This window comes from Tessaracoccus aquimaris (assembly GCF_001997345.1).
GTDB classification, from domain to species: domain Bacteria; phylum Actinomycetota; class Actinomycetes; order Propionibacteriales; family Propionibacteriaceae; genus Arachnia; species Arachnia aquimaris.
The window spans coordinates 2,401,048-2,418,918 of sequence record NZ_CP019606.1 but is presented as its reverse complement, the minus strand read 5'-3'; the positions used below and the strand labels follow the sequence as shown (position 1 = coordinate 2,418,918).

The 17,871-nt window shown below is 69.1% G+C and carries 15 protein-coding genes and 1 tRNA gene; 10 read left to right on the top strand and 6 right to left on the bottom strand.

Annotation, left to right across the window (positions count from 1 at the left end):
* Positions 1-17 precede the first annotated feature (17 nt).
* Together BW730_RS11345 and BW730_RS11340 are read right to left on the bottom strand one after the other, a co-directional pair.
* The gene (locus BW730_RS11345; RefSeq protein ID WP_077686331.1) at positions 18-1,313 is read right to left on the bottom strand and encodes an ABC transporter substrate-binding protein; all 1,296 of its coding nucleotides are present in this window, start codon (positions 1,311-1,313) and stop codon (positions 18-20) included.
* A gap of 15 nt (positions 1,314-1,328) precedes the next feature.
* Positions 1,329-2,468 (bottom strand): DUF4185 domain-containing protein, encoded by a 1,140-nt coding sequence (locus BW730_RS11340; protein ID WP_077687637.1) that lies wholly within the window; start codon positions 2,466-2,468, stop codon positions 1,329-1,331.
* 104 nt (positions 2,469-2,572) lie between these two features.
* Here BW730_RS11340 and BW730_RS11335 point away from each other — a divergent pair, with 104 nt between their 5' ends.
* The 3 genes from BW730_RS11335 to BW730_RS11325 all read left to right on the top strand — a co-directional run bounded on the left by BW730_RS11335 (position 2,573) and on the right by BW730_RS11325 (position 6,334).
* Positions 2,573-3,622, top strand: a complete 1,050-nt coding sequence (locus BW730_RS11335; protein ID WP_077686330.1) for a LacI family DNA-binding transcriptional regulator — start codon at positions 2,573-2,575, stop codon at positions 3,620-3,622.
* 94 nt (positions 3,623-3,716) lie between these two features.
* Entirely contained in the window at positions 3,717-5,471 is a 1,755-nt protein-coding gene (locus BW730_RS11330) for a class I mannose-6-phosphate isomerase (RefSeq protein WP_077686329.1), read from the top strand.
* Positions 5,471-6,334, top strand: a complete 864-nt coding sequence (locus BW730_RS11325) for an ROK family protein (protein WP_077686328.1) — start codon at positions 5,471-5,473, stop codon at positions 6,332-6,334. Before BW730_RS11330 ends, BW730_RS11325 begins: the two co-directional genes overlap by 1 nt.
* Before the next feature lie 84 nt (positions 6,335-6,418).
* Here the strand turns inward: BW730_RS11325 and BW730_RS11320 are convergent, their stop codons facing one another.
* On the bottom strand, positions 6,419-7,870 hold the full coding sequence (locus BW730_RS11320) for a uracil-xanthine permease family protein (protein WP_077686327.1): 1,452 nt from the start codon (positions 7,868-7,870) through the stop codon (positions 6,419-6,421).
* Between the two features lie 248 nt (positions 7,871-8,118).
* Between BW730_RS11320 and BW730_RS11315 the strand changes: the two genes are divergently transcribed.
* On the top strand, positions 8,119-9,192 hold the full coding sequence (locus BW730_RS11315; protein ID WP_077686326.1) for an FAD-dependent oxidoreductase: 1,074 nt from the start codon (positions 8,119-8,121) through the stop codon (positions 9,190-9,192).
* A 351-nt stretch (positions 9,193-9,543) separates the two neighbouring features.
* On the opposite strand, the gene BW730_RS11310 is transcribed toward BW730_RS11315, so the two are convergent.
* Positions 9,544-11,097 carry a dolichyl-phosphate-mannose--protein mannosyltransferase gene (locus BW730_RS11310; RefSeq protein WP_193432340.1) on the bottom strand — a complete coding sequence of 518 codons (1,554 nt, stop codon included), beginning with the start codon at positions 11,095-11,097 and terminating at the stop codon, positions 9,544-9,546.
* Positions 11,098-11,123: 26 nt separating this feature from the next.
* On the opposite strand from BW730_RS11310, the gene rsmI reads away from it, so the two are divergent.
* From rsmI to BW730_RS11285, 5 genes are read left to right on the top strand one after another with little or no spacing between them, the layout of a single operon-like run.
* A complete protein-coding gene (gene rsmI / locus BW730_RS11305) occupies positions 11,124-11,972 on the top strand; it encodes a 16S rRNA (cytidine(1402)-2'-O)-methyltransferase (protein WP_077686325.1) in 849 nt (282 codons plus the stop codon).
* The gene (locus tag BW730_RS11300; protein WP_077686324.1) at positions 11,969-12,835 is read left to right on the top strand and encodes a TatD family hydrolase; all 867 of its coding nucleotides are present in this window, start codon (positions 11,969-11,971) and stop codon (positions 12,833-12,835) included. The genes rsmI and BW730_RS11300 overlap by 4 nt, the downstream gene beginning before the upstream one ends.
* Positions 12,828-13,712 (top strand): 16S rRNA (adenine(1518)-N(6)/adenine(1519)-N(6))-dimethyltransferase RsmA, encoded by an 885-nt coding sequence (gene rsmA / locus BW730_RS11295; protein WP_077686323.1) that lies wholly within the window; start codon positions 12,828-12,830, stop codon positions 13,710-13,712. Before BW730_RS11300 ends, rsmA begins: the two co-directional genes overlap by 8 nt.
* 10 nt (positions 13,713-13,722) lie before the next feature.
* Positions 13,723-14,625, top strand: a complete 903-nt coding sequence (locus BW730_RS11290; RefSeq protein WP_077686322.1) for a 4-(cytidine 5'-diphospho)-2-C-methyl-D-erythritol kinase — start codon at positions 13,723-13,725, stop codon at positions 14,623-14,625.
* Complete coding sequence (locus tag BW730_RS11285) at positions 14,622-15,110, top strand: MarR family winged helix-turn-helix transcriptional regulator (protein ID WP_077686321.1); 489 nt, start codon at positions 14,622-14,624, stop codon at positions 15,108-15,110. Before BW730_RS11290 ends, BW730_RS11285 begins: the two co-directional genes overlap by 4 nt.
* Position 15,111: 1 nt before the next feature.
* Here BW730_RS11285 and BW730_RS11280 read toward each other — a convergent pair whose 3' ends face one another.
* Together BW730_RS11280 and BW730_RS11275 are read right to left on the bottom strand one after the other, a co-directional pair.
* The gene (locus BW730_RS11280) at positions 15,112-15,819 is read right to left on the bottom strand and encodes a TetR/AcrR family transcriptional regulator (RefSeq protein WP_077686320.1); all 708 of its coding nucleotides are present in this window, start codon (positions 15,817-15,819) and stop codon (positions 15,112-15,114) included.
* A gap of 1,217 nt (positions 15,820-17,036) precedes the next feature.
* Positions 17,037-17,621, bottom strand: coding sequence for a DNA-3-methyladenine glycosylase I (locus BW730_RS11275; RefSeq protein WP_077686319.1), 585 nt, complete (start codon positions 17,619-17,621; stop codon positions 17,037-17,039).
* A gap of 148 nt (positions 17,622-17,769) precedes the next feature.
* On the opposite strand from BW730_RS11275, the gene BW730_RS11270 reads away from it, so the two are divergent.
* Positions 17,770-17,851: transfer RNA gene (locus BW730_RS11270), tRNA-Gln, on the top strand.
* Positions 17,852-17,871 lie beyond the last annotated feature (20 nt).

Sequence of the window (17,871 nt, the reverse complement as noted above, 5' to 3'; positions counted from 1 at the left end):
CCCGGGGGACGCGGTCACTACTTCGAACTCCAGTACTCGTCGGCCGCGGCCTGGATCTTCTGGAGTCCCGGCATCGGGTCCCCACCGTCGGTGACGAGCTTGCCGAACACCTCGGAGGCGACCGTGTAGATCGCGTTCGGGGTGGCCTCGAGGTAGCGGGTGTGCACCTGGAAGTCTTTGCCCTTGTCTGCGATGTCCTTGACGATCGGGCCGATCTCCGGGTCGTCGCTCGGCACCTCCGGGTTGAAGGAGATGTCGCCGCGAGACGTCGACCAGGCCTTCTGCGCCTCCGTGGACATCCACCATTCGCTGTAGGCGAGCGCGGCGGCCTCGTTGGCCGCGCCCTTGCCCGCCAGGAGCGGGCCGGTCTCGAGGGCCATCTGGGGCCGGGCGACGGCGGGATCCATGTTGGGGAAGACGAACGCCCCGTAGTCCTTGCCCGAGGTCATCTCGCTCGCGGTGAGCTGGCCCGTGAAGAAGGTGCCCATGTAGATCATCGCGATCTGGCCGGTCTTGAGCAGCGTCTGGGGATCGGTCGTCGACCCAGGGTCGATGAAGTACTTCTTGCCGATCATGTCGCTCCACTGCTGGGCGACCTTCACCACCGCGTCGTCGGTGTACTTCGCCTCGCCGCGCGAGAGCTTGTCGTAGACGTCGGGGTTGGAACCCATCAGCAGCGCCTGGAACCAGACGAACTCGAAGATGATGTTCATCTGATGGAACGGGGTCACGCCCGCCGCGACGAGGGTGTCGGCCATCGCGAGCAGGTCGGCGAAGCTCGTCGGCGGCGTCAGGTTGTGCTTCTCGAAGACGGACTTCGAGTAGTACATCACCCAGTAGGCGATGTTCAGCGGGACGCCGTACTGCTTGTCCTCGATCGTGTAGTTGTCCTTGATCCCCGGGGGCACGAGACCATCCGTCTCGGCCTTCGCCCACAGCGCAGAGGTCTCGGCGATGAGCCCCTGCTCGACCAGTTCCTGGGTCTGGCTTCCCGTGTGCCAGGTGAACAGGTCGGGGATCTTCTTGGTGCGGAACGACTGCTTGATGAACGTGTCATAGGCGGTCGGATCCGAGTAGCCGGTGAACTTCAGCGACATGTTCTGGCCCGCTGAGGCCGTGTTCATGTCCTTGAAGCTCGGCTCCCAGGCGGCCTTGTCTGTGAAGAAGTTGAGGGTCACCGGTTCGGCGGGCTTCGACGGGACCGTGGTGGCACCGCCTCCGCCACCGCCCGGCTCGGTGTTGCCCGAACAGGCGGCGAGCGTCAGCGCGGCCGCCGAGCCAAGCGTGCCTGCAATGAAGTGGCGTCGTTTCATGATGGGTGTGTCCTCTCAGCGGTGGGTGAAGGTGGCGCGGATGAACCGCGGTCGGTAGATCGTGACGTCGTCGTAGATCGCCATGTTGTCGAAGGTGTTGATGTTGTAGCTGATGACCAACTCGTTGCCCCGACGGAGCTCGGGATGCTCGTGCGGGTTGTAGCCGAAGATGTTCGGGTCGCCGTAGCTGCCGAACGGGCCGACCTCAGGCATCCGGTAAACCTCGATCGGGTCGACGAACGGGCCGGTCAGCGAGTCGCTGCGGTAGGCGAGGATCCGGCTCGAGAACAGCTCGTTGGTGTCCTGGGTGATCAGGAGGTAGCCGCCGCCGAACGCGGTGACGCTGTACTCGTTCGACACCCCGACGATGATGCGGGCCGAGTCCGTCTCGGTGCGGGACCACCCGGAGCCGGTCCAGTACTCCCACTTGCCGGTGGAACTGAGGTCGCCCGAGCGGACCCGGGCCAGGTGCATGTACTTGCTCGCGCCGAGGTCCTCGACGCCGTAGACGTAGGTGACGCCCGGCTGCTGCAGGAACCAGGAGGCCCACTGGACACCGGCGGCCGACGGGAGCGGCGTCACGGAGCGGGGCTTCAGGGTCCGGCGGTCGAGCGTGACGAGCCGGTTCGACTTCCAGCCCCAGTCCCAGGCGCCGGTGCCGAAGCGTTCGAAGCGGAGCACCCCGATCTGGACGTCTCCGTTGGGGCGGGTCTGGGCGGCGCCGAACCAGTGCCACGCGTCGCCGTCCATGCCGACGATGGCCTCGGGGTGATCGGACGTCCCCCCGGTGACGGTGCTGAGCTTCTGGCCGTCCTGCACGATGATTGAGTTGTTGATGAAGAACGAGTCGGTGGGAGAAAGAGTCCCGTTGACGACGTCGCCGTAGATGGTGTCCGAGAAGACCCATGCGGTGCGACCGTCCTTCAGCCGGACGGAGTAGGTGCTGTCGGCTCCCACCCACTGCCCGCCCGTGTTGCCGTAGTTGGTGAACATGGCGTTGAGCTGGGTGTCGGGCGTTGCGGTGACGCTGAGCGGCCCGAGCCCGGACGGGCGGGGCGCAGCGTGCGCAACGGACGGAATCGCGATGGCCCCGAGCCCGGCGGCCGCGAGCACGGCGCGACGCGACGGTCCTGGCAGGTTGGTGGTTCCGGTCATGATCACTCCCTCGTGAACGCAAGCGTTGAGAGGAGTGTGACACATTGCGCTATCGATAACGTAGTGTTTCGGCGAAAATTCTCGCGAAGAGTTACGGTATTGATATGAATCGGGCGCGCAAGGCGGGGGAACAGCAGAAGCGCCCCACCGTCTACGACGTCGCCGCGGAGGCGGGGGTCTCCGCGATGACCGTCTCTCGCGTCCTCAACGGATCGCCCGGCGCCGGCCCCGACGCCCGCAGGCGCGTCGAGAAGGCCGTCGTGAAACTCGGCTACCGACGCAACGAGAACGCCAGACGGCTCCGCGCGGGCGACCGGACCGGCCTTGTCGGTGTCATCATCACCAACATCGAAAACCCCTACTACGCGCAACTGCTGCTCGGCGTGGAGGAGGTCATGGACAAGGCGGGCACCCGGCTTCTCGTCGGCATGAGCCACGCCGACTCGGAGCGTGAGGCGCGACTGGTCGCCGACTTCGTCTCACGCCAGGTCGACGCCCTCATCGTGGTGCCAGGCGGCGGTGACGCGTCCCACCTCGCGGCCGACCAGGTGCGCCAGACCCCCATCGTCTTCGCGTCGCGCTCGAGCGATTCGATCCAGGCCGACAGTGTGCTCATCGACGACGCGGGCGGCTCCCGGCGCGGCGTCGAGACCATGATCGAGGCGGGGCACCGGCGGATCGCCTTCCTGGGCAATGCCAAGCACGTCACCACCGCCCAGCGCCGCTACGAGGGCTACGTTGCCGCGCACTCGGCGGCAGGGCTGCCCGTCGACCCGGCGCTGGTGTCGCGGTCCTGTTCCGATTCGGAGACCTCCCGGGTGGCGCTGGAGCAGATGGTCGCGAGCGACGACCCGCCGACCGCGGTGTTCGCCGCCAACAACCAGGTGACGATCGGCATCATCGAGACACTGCTGCGGCTCTCCCGCGAGGGGCGCCAGATGGCGCTGGTCGGCGTCGACGACTTCCCGCTGTCAGCGCTCGTGCCGCTTCCGGTCCTGCTCGTCGACCACGACCCGCGCGCGATGGGTCGCACCGCTGCCCGTCGTGTCCTGCAGCGCCTTGAGAACGCCGAGGAGAAGCAGCCGCCCATGACGCTCACCCTCGCGACCTCGCTGCGCTGGCCGGGGGACGCCAAGCAGCATCCCCGCCCTTGATGCGGCGACTTCCGCGTACCGGGTAGACAACGACCAGACCCACCGTTATCGTTATCGTCATTCTCGGCGGTTCTGCACTGAGCGGAGTGACTCGATGTACGGCTTTGGCAACTACGACCTTCGGCCAACGGTGGCCATCCCTGGCGCACCGGGAGGGTGGAGCGGGGCGGGCGTCTTCGACGAGATCGCCGCCAGGACCGCGGCGGAACGTTCGGTCACGGTCGTCGACTGCTACCCGGGCGTCGACGTCGAGGCACTGGTCGCGGTGCTCGCGGCCCGATTCCCGGATCGGCGGGTGCTCAACGTCGAGGAGGCCGCCCGGTCGATGGCCGAGATCGACGCCCGCATCGAGCCGCACCTGACCGACGACCGCGTCTTCGGGGTGCTCGCTCACATCGGCCTAGGCGAGTTCTACGACGAGGCGGCGCTCGCCGCGATCTCCGGAGAGGTCGAGGGCCGCGACGGCCCCGTCGTCCTGGTCGGCTGGGGCGCGAGCCTCGCAGCCCCCGAACCCGACCTGCTGGTGCTTGCCGACCTGCCCCGCTGGGAGGCCCAACTGCGGTTCCGCGCAGGAGTCCCGAACTGGCGCTGCGACAACAACGACGGGGACGTGCTGCGCAAGTACAAGCGCGCCTTCTTCGTCGAGTGGCGCACCGCAGACATTCACAAGCGCGCCATCTGGGACGACGTCGACCTGCTGCTCGACACCGTCGAGAGCGTCGAGGAGCCAAGAGCCATCACCGGAGAGGCGCTGCGCGCGGGCCTCGCCGCGGCCGTCGGGCAGCCGTTCCGGGTGGTGCCCTACTTCGACCCCGGCACCTGGGGCGGCCAATGGATGCGCGAGGTGTGTGGCCTCGACGACGAGGCGCCCAACTACGCCTGGTGCTTCGACTGCGTCCCCGAGGAGAACAGCCTGCTGCTCGACGCGGGCGGCGTCACCGTCGAGATCCCCGCGATGGACCTCGTCATGACCCACCCGCGGGAACTGCTTGGCGAGAAGACCTTCTCGCGCTTCGGCCCCGAGTTTCCGATCCGCTTCGACCTGCTCGACACGATGGGCGGCGGCAACCTCTCGCTGCAGGTGCACCCACTCACCGGGTACATCCAGGAGCACTTCGGGATGCACTACACGCAGGACGAGAGCTACTACATCCTGGACGCCGATCCCGACGCCGTCGTGTACCTCGGCACCCGCACCGGCGTCGACCGCACCGCGATGTTCGACGACCTGCGCCGCGCGGAGCAGGGTGGCTTCTCGTTCCCGGCCGAGGACTACGTCAACACCTTCCCGGCCCGCAAGCACGACCACTTCCCGATCCCGGCTGGCACGGTGCACTGCTCGGGTGCCAATTCGCTGGTGCTCGAGATCTCCGCGACCCCCTACATCTTCACGTTCAAGATGTGGGACTGGGACCGACTCGGCTTGGACGGACTGCCGCGGCCCATCAGCCTCGACCACGCCGAGGCCAACGTGCAGTGGTCCCGCGACACCGAGTGGGTCACGGCGAACCTCGTCGACCAGGTCGAGCCGCTCGCCGAGGGCGACGGGTGGCGCGAGGAGCGCACCGGGCTGCACGAACTGGAGTTCATCGAGGTGCGGCGCACCTGGGTGAGCGGCACCCGCACGATGGACACGCAGGGCACGGTGCGGGTCTGTCACCTCGTCGAGGGCGCCGAGGCGGTCATCGAGTCGCCGAGCGGGGCGTTCGAGCCGTTCGTCGTGCACTACGCGGAGACCTTCATCATCCCGGCCGACGTGGGCGCCTACACGGTCCGCCCGCACGGCCAGGCGGAGGGTTCGGAGGTCGCCATCGTCACCGCGTCCGTGCGCGGCAGCGAACGCGACTGATGAGATACGTCCCCGTCCTGGAGGTCGGTGGCACGCACGTGGCCGCTGCGCTCGTCGATCCTGTCGGCGGTGTCGTGGGGGAGCGGTTGCGTGAGTCACTGGACTCGGCGGGGTCGAAGGAGGTGGTGGTCGGCCGTCTGGCGGATCTCGCCAGGCGGCTGCCACTGCCCGAACCAACCCGATGGGCCGTCGCGATGCCTGGCCCGTTCGACTACGCGCGAGGCATCGGTGACTTTCGGGGCGCGGACAAGTTCCACTCGCTGGAGGACGTCGACCTGGGGGCGGCGCTCGTCGAGCGGGTCGACACGATGACCGGCTGCGGCTTCCTCAACGACGCCGCGGCCTTCGGGCTTGGCGAGGCCAAGTTCGGCGCCGGGGGCGGCGCCGACCGGGTGCTGTTCGTGACGCTCGGCACCGGTCTAGGCTCAGCCTTCATTGACCACGGGCGGGTCGTCGAGTCGGGCGACCGCGTCCCGCCGCACGGATGGCTGTTCCTCGCCAGCCTCGACGGGCGGCCCTTGGAGGACGCGTTCTCCAGGCGGGCCCTCATCGAGCGTTACCGTGCCAGGACGGGGCGCCTCGTCGACGTCGGCGACATCGCGGCAGCCGTCGAGTCCGAGCCCGACGCGCGGGCCGTCTTCTTCGACGCGTACCGCGACCTCGCCCGTGGCCTCACCCCCTGGCTGGACAGCTTCGCCCCGGAGGCCCTGGTGCTCGGCGGGTCGATCGCCCGCTCCTGGGGCCTCATCGACGATTTCTTCGTGCCGCTGCTCGGGGAGTCACATCCCGACGTGCTGGTGCGCGGGGCCGAACTCGGCGACGACGCCCCGATGCTCGGCGCCGCCCACTGGCTGCACGCCTGAACTGCCGCCCCGTCCTTCGCCTGGGCGCTTGGATCCGGGACGCAGAAGGGCCCAGCCCGCATGCTGCGGACCGGGCCCAGGAGATCAGCGGCCCTTAGGGCCCTCTACGGGTTCGACGACCGGGTCGTCGTCGGGGTCGCCCGCGTAGATGCCGGGCGAGGAGTAGATGAGGCTCGCGCCGTCGGCATCGTCCTTCATCTGCTTGGGGGCGATCAGGCGCGCCAGGTGGTAGATGCCGATCGTGACGATGGTGCCGAGCGCGATGCCGCCGAGTTCGAACCCGCCGCCGAGCGGCACGGACACGTTGCCGACGCCGATGATGATGCCCGCAGCGGCCGGAATGAGGTTCAGCGGGTTGCCGAAGTCGACGTTGTTCTCGCGCCAGATCTTGGCGCCGAGCAGGCCGATCATGCCGTACAGCACCACGGTGATGCCGCCGAGCACCGCCGACGGGGTTGCGGAGATGACGGCGCCGAACTTGGGCGAGAAGCCGAACAGGATCGCCACGACAGACGCGACCACGTAGGCGGCCGTCGAGTAGACGCGCGAGGCGGCCATCACGCCGATGTTCTCGGCGTAGGTGGTGGTCGGGCCGGCGCCGACCACGGTCGCCAGCATCGAGGTCGCACCGTCGGTGGCGATGGCTCGGCCCATCATCGGGTCGAGATCCTCCTTGGTCATCTCCGCGACGGCCTTGACGTGTCCCGCGTTCTCCGCGATCAGGGCGATCACGACGGGCAGGGCGATGACGATGGCGCCGAGGCTGAACTGGGGAAGGTGGAAGCCGACCACGTTGGTGGGGGAGTTCAGCGCCCAGTTGGCCAGGTCGGTGACGGGAGGCAGGCCGAACCAGTCGGCCTCGATGACCTTCGACCAGTTCACGCGGTAGGCCTCGGAACCGTCTGCGGCGGTCAGCGGGCCGAACGTGAGGTCGACCAGCCAGCTCAGCACGTAGCCGATCACCAGCGAAAGGAAGATCGCGATGCGGCCCATGAAGCCGCGCAGGCCGATCGACAGCGCGACGACGATCAGCATCACGACGAAGGCCAGCCACGGGTCGACCGGCCAGTACACCGTCGCGACGACGGGGGCAAGGTTGAAGCCGATCAGCATCACGACGGCGCCGGTGACCACCGGCGGCAGGGCCTTGTGGATGACGCGGGCGCCTGCGAAGTGGATGATCAGGCCGACCATGAACAGCGTCAGGCCGACGACGAACAGCGCGCCGGTCAGCGTCGCAGGGTTACCGCCGTTGGCGTAGATCGCGGTGGCGACACCCACGAACGAGGCGGACGAGCCGAGGTAGCTGGGGATCCGGTGCTTGACGACGAACAGGAAGATCAGCGTCGCGACGCCGGACATCATCACCGCGAGTTGCGGGTTGAGGCCCATCAGGAGCGGGAAGACGAAGGTCGCCCCGAACATGGCGACGACGTGCTGGGCGCCGAGGCCGATGGTCCTTCCCCAGGTGAGTCGTTCGGTCGGTTTCACGACGGCGCCGGGTTCGAGAACGCCGTGGTTGTGCAGCTTCCACATGGGGGAGGTTCCTTTCGTCCGCCGCATGCTACTGGTCCGCGAGGGGTCCGCGTCGCGCGGCCCGCGGATGGTGGGTCCTTGAGCATGCTTGGTTGCTCGTTTGCGTCTGGGGCTGGGTTGAACGTTCAAGTCGGCAACGAGTTACCAAACATGCTCAAGGCAAGGCCCTCGACGGGTTCAATGGCGGGCCTCGACGGCGAACGGCGGGGCCGCGTCGACGACGGGAAATGCCCAGCTAGGGTGGAGATATGCCGCACGACGTCCTGGTTCTGGGGGCGAGCGTCGCCGGGCTCACCGCAGCCAGGCGCCTCGCCGAGACCGGCTACGACGTCGTCGTCCTCGACCCCAACCCGACGGGACGCAGCGCGGCGGTCGGCCACGGGGTCGCCGCGGTCGGCCACGCGTCGACCATCGCGAACATGGCCCACGCCTACGGCGTTGCCGCGGCGCGCGAGCACATCGAGCGCAACATCGCTGGCATGGCGGAGATCGAGACCACCGCGGATGCCGTCACCCGGATGCCCCTCAGGGACCGATCGCTCCCGGGCGCCGACGAGGAGGAGAACCGACGCATCGTCGCGCTGTTCCGCGAGGCGGGCGTCGAAGCCGACCTCCTGGTCGCACCCGACGGCGCGACCATCCTCACTCAGGCCCTCTGCGTCGACCCGGTCGCCTATGCGCAGTCGCTGCGCTCCGCGGCGGTGTCGGCAGGCGCACAGGTCGTCGACTCGGTCACCGTGACGCACCTGGTGCGCAGGGAGGGCATCACTCGGGTCCGGTTCCGTGACAACAGGGCTTGGGTGCGCGAGCCCGGCCAGACCACCGGGGTCGCGGTGATCGACACGCTGGGGATCAGCCCCTGGGGGCGCGCGGCGCGCGTCGGTCCTGTGCAGTGGGTGCCCGTCGTGCGCGGCGTCCCTGCCAAGCGCCGCGACGAGGTACGCCTCGAGGCCGACTCCCCGGCCTGGATGGTGCGCCCCGTCGACGACGACGTCCTGGTGCTCGGCCAGAAGACCTCGCTTTCGCGGATCGACGCGGCGAGCGAGGAACTGCGCTCCTACGCCGCTGACCGGTTGCGCGCAACCGACCTGGAGGTCGGACGGTTGGCGATCGACCCGAGCGACCACGGTCGCCCCATCGTCGGTGCCTCCGCGATCCCTGGCGGGTTCTACGCGCGCGGCAACGGTCGCGGCGAACTGATGAACGGGACGGCGAGCGGCTTCTACCTGTTCGGCCTCCTCTCCGACTACCGCGCCTCGGCCAACGCCCTGCCGCCGCTCAGCCAGTTGCGCGCCGCGACCGCCCGCCTCTGGCGCCGTTGACGCTTGGGTCGCGTCCTGCGTTGAGCAGTTTCCGCAACTCGTTGACGGCTTCGTCAGGGTTGAACGTTCGAATCGGGATCGAGCACCGGATGCTGCTCAATCGCGACGGTGGCAGCCTGCGCGACGCGCCCCAGCTCGTCCCGGTCCCGTCCGTGCACGCCCAGGCGATTCGCCGCCGTCGGGGGCTTGGGTCGCGCCGTGCGTTGAGCAGCATTCGCACGTGGTTGACGGTTCCGTCGGGGTTGCACGTTCGAATCGGGATCGAACCCAGAATGCTGCTCAAACGCTACGGTGACCGGACACCCGAGCGTCGCGGGAATCCCGGGACTGACTGGGGTGGTGAAACGGACGTCAGACCCAGGCGTTGCCGAGCCACATGCGCCACCACCACTGCGTCCTGGTGATGAGTTCGGCAGTCAGGATCGGGTAGATGAACGCGAAGTTGAAGATGATCAGCGCGACCAATGCCCCGACGGCGATCGCGCGCTGCATCCGGTGCGGGCTGAGCGCAGGGCCGAGCAGTTTGCCGAGCGCCATCGCAAGGATCGTCACGCTGAACGGGATGATCATGATGGCGTAGAAGAAGAACTGGGGACGGTCCGTGTACTGGAACCAGGGCAGCCACACGGCGGCGATCGCGACGAGCGGGAGGCCGAAGCGCCAGTCGCGCCCGCCGACCCACCAGACGATCGCCAGGACGATCGCCACCAGGGCCGCCCACCACAGGATCGGGGTGCCCATGCCTGAGATGATCCGCATGCACGTGGTGCCGACGGCCTGGCAGCCCTCGGTGCCCGGCTGGATGTCGTTGACCGCCTCGATCCCGATCGGGCGCAGCATCAGCAACCACCCCGCGGGGTTCGCGTCGTAGGGGTGGACCGACTCGCCCATCATGTACGAGCCGGTGTGGAAGCCGTAGATCTCCTGGTGGAAGTGGATCAGCGACCCGAATGCGTCCCCGAAGCGCAACACCCACGGGTCGGTCGGGTTCTTCTCGCCCCAGTCGCGGCTCCAGCCGCCCGTCGTCGTCAGCCACTTGTACCAGGACGCGATGTAGACGGGCACGGCCACGACAACCAACTGCACAAAGGCCGCGGGCGCATCGACCAGGAGGGAGAGCCATTGGCGCGACCCGGCTCCGGCCAGACGGCGTGCGCCCAGGTCCCAGAACACCACGAGGATGCCCATCGCGGCCAGCAGGTAGATCGAGTTCCATTTCACCGCGCACGAGGCGCCGAGCAGCGCACCCGCGACGATCCGCCACGGTCGCCACAGCATCAGCGGCCCGAAGCGGCCGCCGAGGTCGGGCAGGTCGTACCTGCGCAGGTAGTCGGCGAGTTTGTGCCGGAACCAGTCCCGGTCGGCCAGCAGCGCGGACACCGCCGCGACCGCGAACGTCGCCTGGAAGATGTCGAGCAGCGCCAAGCGGCTCATCACGAAGGCCAGGCCGTCGAAGGTGAGCAGGATGCCCGCGATCGCGCCGACGAGCGTCGAGCGCGACAGTCGGCGCGCCATCCGGATCGTGAAGAACACCAGCAGAGTTCCGAAGATCAGCGACGCGAACCTCCAACCGAACGCGTTCATGCCGAAGAGATGCTCGCCCGCGCCGATCAGGAGTTTCCCGAGTGGCGGGTGCACCATGAACTCGGCGGTGTCGAGCATGCCGCTCGTGTCACCCTTGACGAGGAGGTCGTTTGCGCCGTCCGTCCAGTTCCGCTCGTAGCCGCTCTGCAGGACGGACCATGCGTCCTTGGCGTAGTAGGTCTCGTCGAACAGGATCTTGTTCGGGAAGCCCAAGTTGTAGAACCGCAGCCCGAAGGCCAGCAGCGTGATCGTCAAAGTCACGACCCAGCCAGCGGCGCGGTCGCGGAGTCGGCCATCATCGAGCGCCTGCAGGGTCGTCACCACAGGAAGCATCATAGGCTGATGCCATGCAACCCCTGCTCAGTGGCGCCCTCATCCTGGCGGCTACGCCGATCGGATCCTCGACCGACGCGAGCGAGTCGCTGCGCTCGGTGCTCGCCGAGGCCGACCTGATCGCCGCCGAGGACACCCGACGGTTCGTGACGCTTACCAGACGCCTCGGCATCGAGCCCCAGGGACGTGTCGTCAGCTACTTCGAGGGCAACGAGGCCTCCCGCACGGCCGAACTGGTCGACGCCGTCGCCGCCGGACAACGCGTGGTGCTCGCCACCGACGCCGGGATGCCATCGGTGTCGGATCCCGGGTACCGCGCCGTGGTCGCGTGCATCGACGCCGGGCTGCGGGTCACCGCCGTCCCCGGCCCCTCCGCGGTCCTGACGGCGCTGGCCGTCTCCGGCCTTCCGGTCGACCGGTTCTGTTTCGAGGGCTTCCTACCGCGCAAGTCCGGTGAGCGAAGCCGCCGACTGCAGGAGATGGCCACCGAGCCGCGCACCATGGTCTTCTTCGAGGCGCCGCACCGGCTCGAGGCGTTCCTGCGCGACGCCGCCGCGCAACTGGGCGACGACCGCAGGGCCGCCGTGTGCCGCGAACTGACGAAGCCCTACGAGGAGATCCGCCGCGGCGGGCTGGCCGAGCTTGCCGATTGGGCCGCAGACGGCGTCCGCGGCGAGGTGACGGTGGTCGTCTCCGGCGCGGACCTTGCGCCCACCTCGGTCGAGGACGCGCTCGGCATGGTTCGGCAGCGCGTCGCCGAGGGTGCGAAACTGTCAGCCGCGGTCGGGGAGATCGCGAAGCTGACCGGTGCCAACCGGAAAGAACTGTATGCGGCCGCGTTGGCCGACAAGGAGGCGCGATGAGTGTGATCGAGCAACTGGGCCTGCCGCCGCTGCCTGAGCCGCTGCCACGCCCCGTCATCGACAACCACACCCACCTCGACTCCACCCGCGAGTACTCGTCGCTTCCGGTGGCAGAGAACCTGCGGCTCGCGCGGGAGGTCGGGGTGACAAGGGTCATCGAGGTGGGCTGCGACGTCGAGGGTGCCAGGTTCGCCGTCGACCTCGCGGAGAGCGACCCTCAGGTCCGCGCCGCGATCGCGCTGCACCCCAACGACGCCGCGCGCGCCTTCCTCCGGGGCGGGCAGGAGGCGCTCGACCGGGACCTCGCCGTCATCGATCAGTTGGTGGGACGCGACGCCGTGGTCGCCGTCGGCGAGACGGGGCTCGACTACTACCGCACCCGCGAACCCGAGGGTCGCGCCGCGCAGGAGCGATCGTTTCGCACCCACATCGGGTGGGCGAAGAGGCACGGCAAGACGCTCATGATCCACGACCGGGACGCCCACGACGACATCCTGCGGGTGGTCGACGACGAGGGCGTTCCCGAGACCATGGTGATGCACTGCTTCTCGGGCGATGCCGACTTCGCCGAGAGGTGCCTCGAGCGCGGCGCCTACCTCTCCTTCCCGGGCGTCGTGACCTTCGGTACCGCGGAGAACCTGCGGGAGGCTGCGCTCGCCACCCCCCTCGACCGGATCCTGGTCGAGACCGACGCCCCCTACCTGACCCCCAAGCCGCGGCGCGGGAAGCCGAACGCCCCGTATCTGCTGCCGCACACCGTCCGATTCCTCGCCGACCTGCTCGACGCCGACCTGCCGGATTTCTGCGACCGGGTGGTCGCCAACACCTTCGCCGCCTATGGAAAGTGGGGCAGCGATGCCTGAGACCGGCCTCCTCGACCCGGCTTCCGTCCGGAAGATCGCCGCGGAACTCGACCTGAAGCCGACCAAGCAGCGCGGCCAGAACTTCGTCGTCGACCCCAACACGGTGCGCCGCATCGTGACCCTCTCGGGCGTCACCGCCGACGACGTGGTGCTGGAGATCGGCCCGGGGCTGGGGTCGCTGACCCTCGGCCTGCTCGAGACGGGCGCGCGCGTGGTCGCCGTCGAGATCGAGGACCGGCTCGCCGAGCGGCTCGAGCGCACCGTCGCCGAACGGATGGGGCCTGAGGCGGCCGAGCGGCTCGACGTCGTCAACGCCGACGCCCTGCAGGTCGACTCGCTGCCCGTCGCGCCGACCGCGCTCGTGGCGAACCTGCCATACAACGTGTCCGTGCCGGTGCTGCTGCGCATGTTCGAACTCTTCCCCGACTGGACGCGCGGGCTGGTGATGGTCCAGTTGGAGGTCGCCGACCGGCTCGTCGCGCCGCCCGGGTCCAAGACCTACGGGGTGCCCTCGGCTAAGGCCGCCTGGTACGCGGAGACCTCGCGCGTCGGGACGGTGCCGCCGAAGGTGTTCTGGCCGGTTCCCAACGTCGACTCGGGCCTCGTCAGGATCGAGCGTCGCCCCGCACCAGACACCGAGGCCACCCGCGAGCAGACGTTCAGGGTGATCGACGCGGCCTTCGCGCAGCGCCGCAAGATGCTGCGCGCCGCGCTCTCCGGGGTGGTCGGTTCGGCCAGCGCCGCGGCCGAGGTGATCGAACGCGCGGGAGTCGAACCGACGCTGCGCGGGGAGATGCTTGACGTGGCCGCGTTCGCCGCGATCGCCGCCGAGTTGGCGAAGGTGTCAGGAGGCGACCAGGAACGTCGCGTGCGGTAGGTTCAGCGGTGTGACCAGAGCTGTGCGGGTTCGCGTGCCCGCAAAGGTGAATCTGGCCCTGCGTGTCGGCGGGACCGACCCCCAGGGTTTCCACGAATTGGGCACCGTCTTCCAAGCGGTCAGCCTCGGCGACGAGGTGCTGGCCGAGGCTGCACCCGCGGGCCAGTTCCGCCTCGCCTTCCACGGCGAGGGCGCCGCCTTCCTGCCCGTTGACGACACCAACCTCGCGATGCGGGCGGCCAAGTTGCTCGCCGAACGCTTCCAGGTCGCCGGAGCAGGCGTGGCCCTGACCATCCGCAAGCGCATCCCCGTCGCGGGCGGAATGGCGGGAGGGTCGGCCGACGCCGCGGCCGTGCTGGTCGCATGCAACGCGCTGTGGGATGTCGGCGCCATGCGCGACGAGTTGCAGCCCCTGGCCGCCGAGTTGGGCTCGGACGTGCCGTTCCTGCTGGTCGGCGGCACCGCGATCGGCACTGGACGCGGCGTCGACCTGACCTCTGTGATGACGTCGGGCACCTACCACTGGACCTTCGCGCTGTCACACGCCGGGCTCTCCACGCCCGCCGTGTTCAAGGAGTTCGACCGCACCACCGAGCCGCAGTCGACCGAGATCCCCTCGAGGCTTCTCGAGGGCCTCCGCGCCGGCGACGCGGCGGTCGTCGGCGCCAACCTGACCAACGACCTTGAGGCCGCCGCGATCGCGCTGCAGCCCGGACTCGAACACACGCTCAAGCTGGGGTTGGAGGCGGGCGCCCTCGGCGCGATCGTCAGCGGCTCCGGCCCCACCTGCGCATTCCTGGCCGGATCGGACGCCCACAGCATCGAACTGGCCGAGGCCCTGGCCGTGTTCAGCGGGGTGCGCGCCGTCCGACGGGCGTTCGGCCCGGTCGCTGGCGCCCAGGTGCTGCCGTGAGCGACGAGGTCGACGGCGTCGTCGAGGCATGGGCGACCGAGCGCCCCGACCTTGACCTCGGCTCCATGCAGATCTGGTCGCGCATCGACCGCCTCGCGGGCATCCTCGACGGGCACCGCAAGCGCGCCTTCGCCACGCACTCGATCGAGGCTTGGGAGTTCGACGTCCTGGCCGCGCTCCGTCGCGCGGGCGCCCCCCATCGGTTGTCGCCGGGACAGTTGCTGCGCGAGACACACGTGACCTCGGGGACCATGACGAACCGGGTCGACCGGCTGGTCGCCCGGGGCGCCGTCACGAGGGAGTCGGACCCCAACGACGGGCGCGGGGTGCAGGTCGCCCTGACCGCCAAGGGGCTGGCACTCGTCGACGCGGCGCTCGCGTCGCTGCTCGAGGTCGAGCAGGAACTGCTCGCTGGGTGGCCTGATGCGGACCGCGACCAGTTGGCGTCGCTGCTGCGCCGGCTGCTGCTTGGTAACGCGGGCTGACTCAGGCCTTGCGCTTGCGCTTGGCGTGGGTCGCCTCGTCCTCGGGCTCGGAGGCCGTCGCAGCGGCTGCGGTGCGGCGATCCATGTGCTCCATCACGAGCCGCGGATCGGGCTTGAGATGGGCCATGCCGTTCCAGGCCAGGTTGATCAGGTGCCGGGCGACCACCTCGCGGGACGGTTCCCGGTTGTCGAGCCAGAGTTGCCCGGTTTGTGCGACGAGGCCGACGAGGGCCTGCGCGTAGAGCCCTGCGAACTGCGGGTCGTGCCCCGTCTTGGTGAACTCGGCCGCCAGCAGGTCCTCCACCTGGACGGCGATGTCGCTGAGGATCGACGCGAACGAGCCGGTCGGCTGGCCAGGAGAGGGGACCGCCTGGGGATCGCGGGAGGGGTCGCGCGAGAGGATCCGGAAGCCGTCGGGGCGCTCGTCGATGTACTGCAGCAGCGCCATCGCGCCGCGCTCCAGCAGTTCCCGTGCGCCTGCGCCCGGGGTGGTCAGGGCGTCGCGGATCGCGGTGTGCAGCGTCTTGGTCTCCCGGTCAACGACGACGGCGTAGGCCCCCTCCTTGCCGCCGAAGTGCTCGTAGACGACGGGCTTGGAAACGCCCGCACGCGAGGCGATCTCCTCGACGGAGGTCCCCTCAAAGCCCCGCTCCGCAAAAAGTTCGCGGGCGATCTCGAGCAACTGCTCGCGCCGCTCGGCGGCGCTCATCCTGGTGCGAGGACGGCGGGCGCGAGGCGTGGTTGAGCGGGCTGACACGCCCCCTAGTCTCTCATGAGCGCCGCCGGGCTCGCCCGGAGGGAGGTTGCCATTCCTCCGCAGCCTCGCGAGGTACGCCCCCACGACGGTCAGCCCCACCTCGAGCGCCGAGGTCAGGACCGTTCGTCGAGCTTGTCGAGACGTCCGCAGGGTGAAGGGGGTTGGCCCCGCTCGCCGAGTTGGGTCGAGGCGTCCGGGCGTCGCGCTTGGCTGCGGTTCCGGACCCTTCGACTCGGGCGCGCGACTTCGTCGGCGGCCCGGCTCAGGGAACGGCGGTCGCGACCTCGCGAGCGACCCGGCTGAGGTGCCTCGGTGGTGGTCGGTGGTGGTCGTTCGTCGAGCTTGTCGAGACGTCCGAAGGTGGAGGGGGCTGGACCCGGTCGCCGAGCTTGTCGAGGCGTCCGAGCGTCGCGCTTGGCTGTTTGCTTCGGACCCTTCGACTCGGGCGCGACTTCGTCGGCGGCCCGGCTCAGGGAACGGTGGGCGCGATCTCGCGGGCGGCCCCGGCTGAGGTGCGTCTGTAGTGGTCGGTGGTGCGGCCCGTTCGTCGAGCTTGTCGAGACGTCCGAAAGGGTGGCGGGTGCTGGACCCGTTCGCCGAGTTGTTCAAGGCGTCCGTGCGTCGCGCTCGGCTGTTGTGTCGGACCCTTCGACTCGGGCGCGCGACTTCGTCGGCGGCCCGGCTCAGGGAACGGTGGCGCGACCTCGGTTGTCTGGCTCGGAGCGGGCGGGCGCGACGTCGGTTGCCCAGCTCTGGTGTGACTGGTGGTCGTGGTGCGGGTCGTTCGTCGAGCTTGTCGAGACGTCCGAAGGGTGGAGGGTGCTGGACCCGCTCGCCGAGTTGGGTCGAGGCGTCCGGGCGTCGCGCTTGGCTGTGGTTTCGGACCCTTCGACTCGGGCGCGCGACTTCGTCGGCGGCCCGGCTCAGGGAACGGCGGTCGCGACCTCGCGAGCGGCTCGGCTGAGGTGCGACTGTGGTGATCGGCGGTCCTTGGTCGTTCGTCGAGCTTGTCGAGGCGTCCGATTGGTGTGTTGGTTTCGGACCCTTCGACTCGGGCGCGCGACTTCGTCGGCGGCCCGAATCAGGGAACGGTGGTCGCAACTGCTTCCGTCCCCGCTCAAGGCGCCCCTTGGTCGGGCCGCTGGACCGTCGACGCCGCGGCCGTCAACTCAGGGGGCGGCCTGTGCGACCCGGTCCTTCGCTAACCAGCAGCCGTGGATGTGGTCGTCGACCGCTCCGATGGCCTGCAGCGTCGCGTACAGCGTCGTCGGGCCGACGAAGCGGAAGCCCCGCTTCTTCAACTCCTTACTCAGGGCGACCGACTCCGGGGTCTGTGCGGGCACGTCGGCGAACGTGAGCGGCGCGTGGTCGCGCGGCTCGGGGGTGTGCGCGGCGATCACGTCCGCCAACCGCTCGCCCTGTTCGTGCATCGCAAGCAGCGCCCGGGCGTTGCCGATCGTCGCCTCGATCTTCTGCCGGTTCCGCACGATGCCGGGATTGCCGAGCAACCTCTCCACATCGTCTGGGCCCATCGCGGCGATCTTCTCCGGATCGAAGCCGTGAAACGCCTCCCGGTATCCCTCGCGTTTGCGCAGGATGGTGATCCAACTGAGACCCGCCTGGGCGCCCTCCAGACACAGGCGCTCCAGCAGTCCCGCCTCGTCTGCGGTGTCGTCCACGGGGCGCGCCCACTCCTCGTCGTGGTAGGCGGCGTACAGTGCGTCACCGCTGCCGAAACAACGAACCTTGTCCATGCCGATTCCTCTCGTCGTGTGGCCCCATCATTGGACGGTGCTGCGCCGATTTTCCACCGACCCGACGGCCTGTGGAGAACCGCGCTTCGCGCAGTTGGCCCCTGCATCAGCCCTGACGATAGACTCATGGCTGGTCCGATGGGCCAGATCCCCGGTTGGTCTTTCGGCAGGGCCCGCCTGACTTTGAATCAGGATTAGCGAAGTAGGTTCGACTCCTACCCGGGGAGCCACCTCCCGAGCGCGCTCAGCG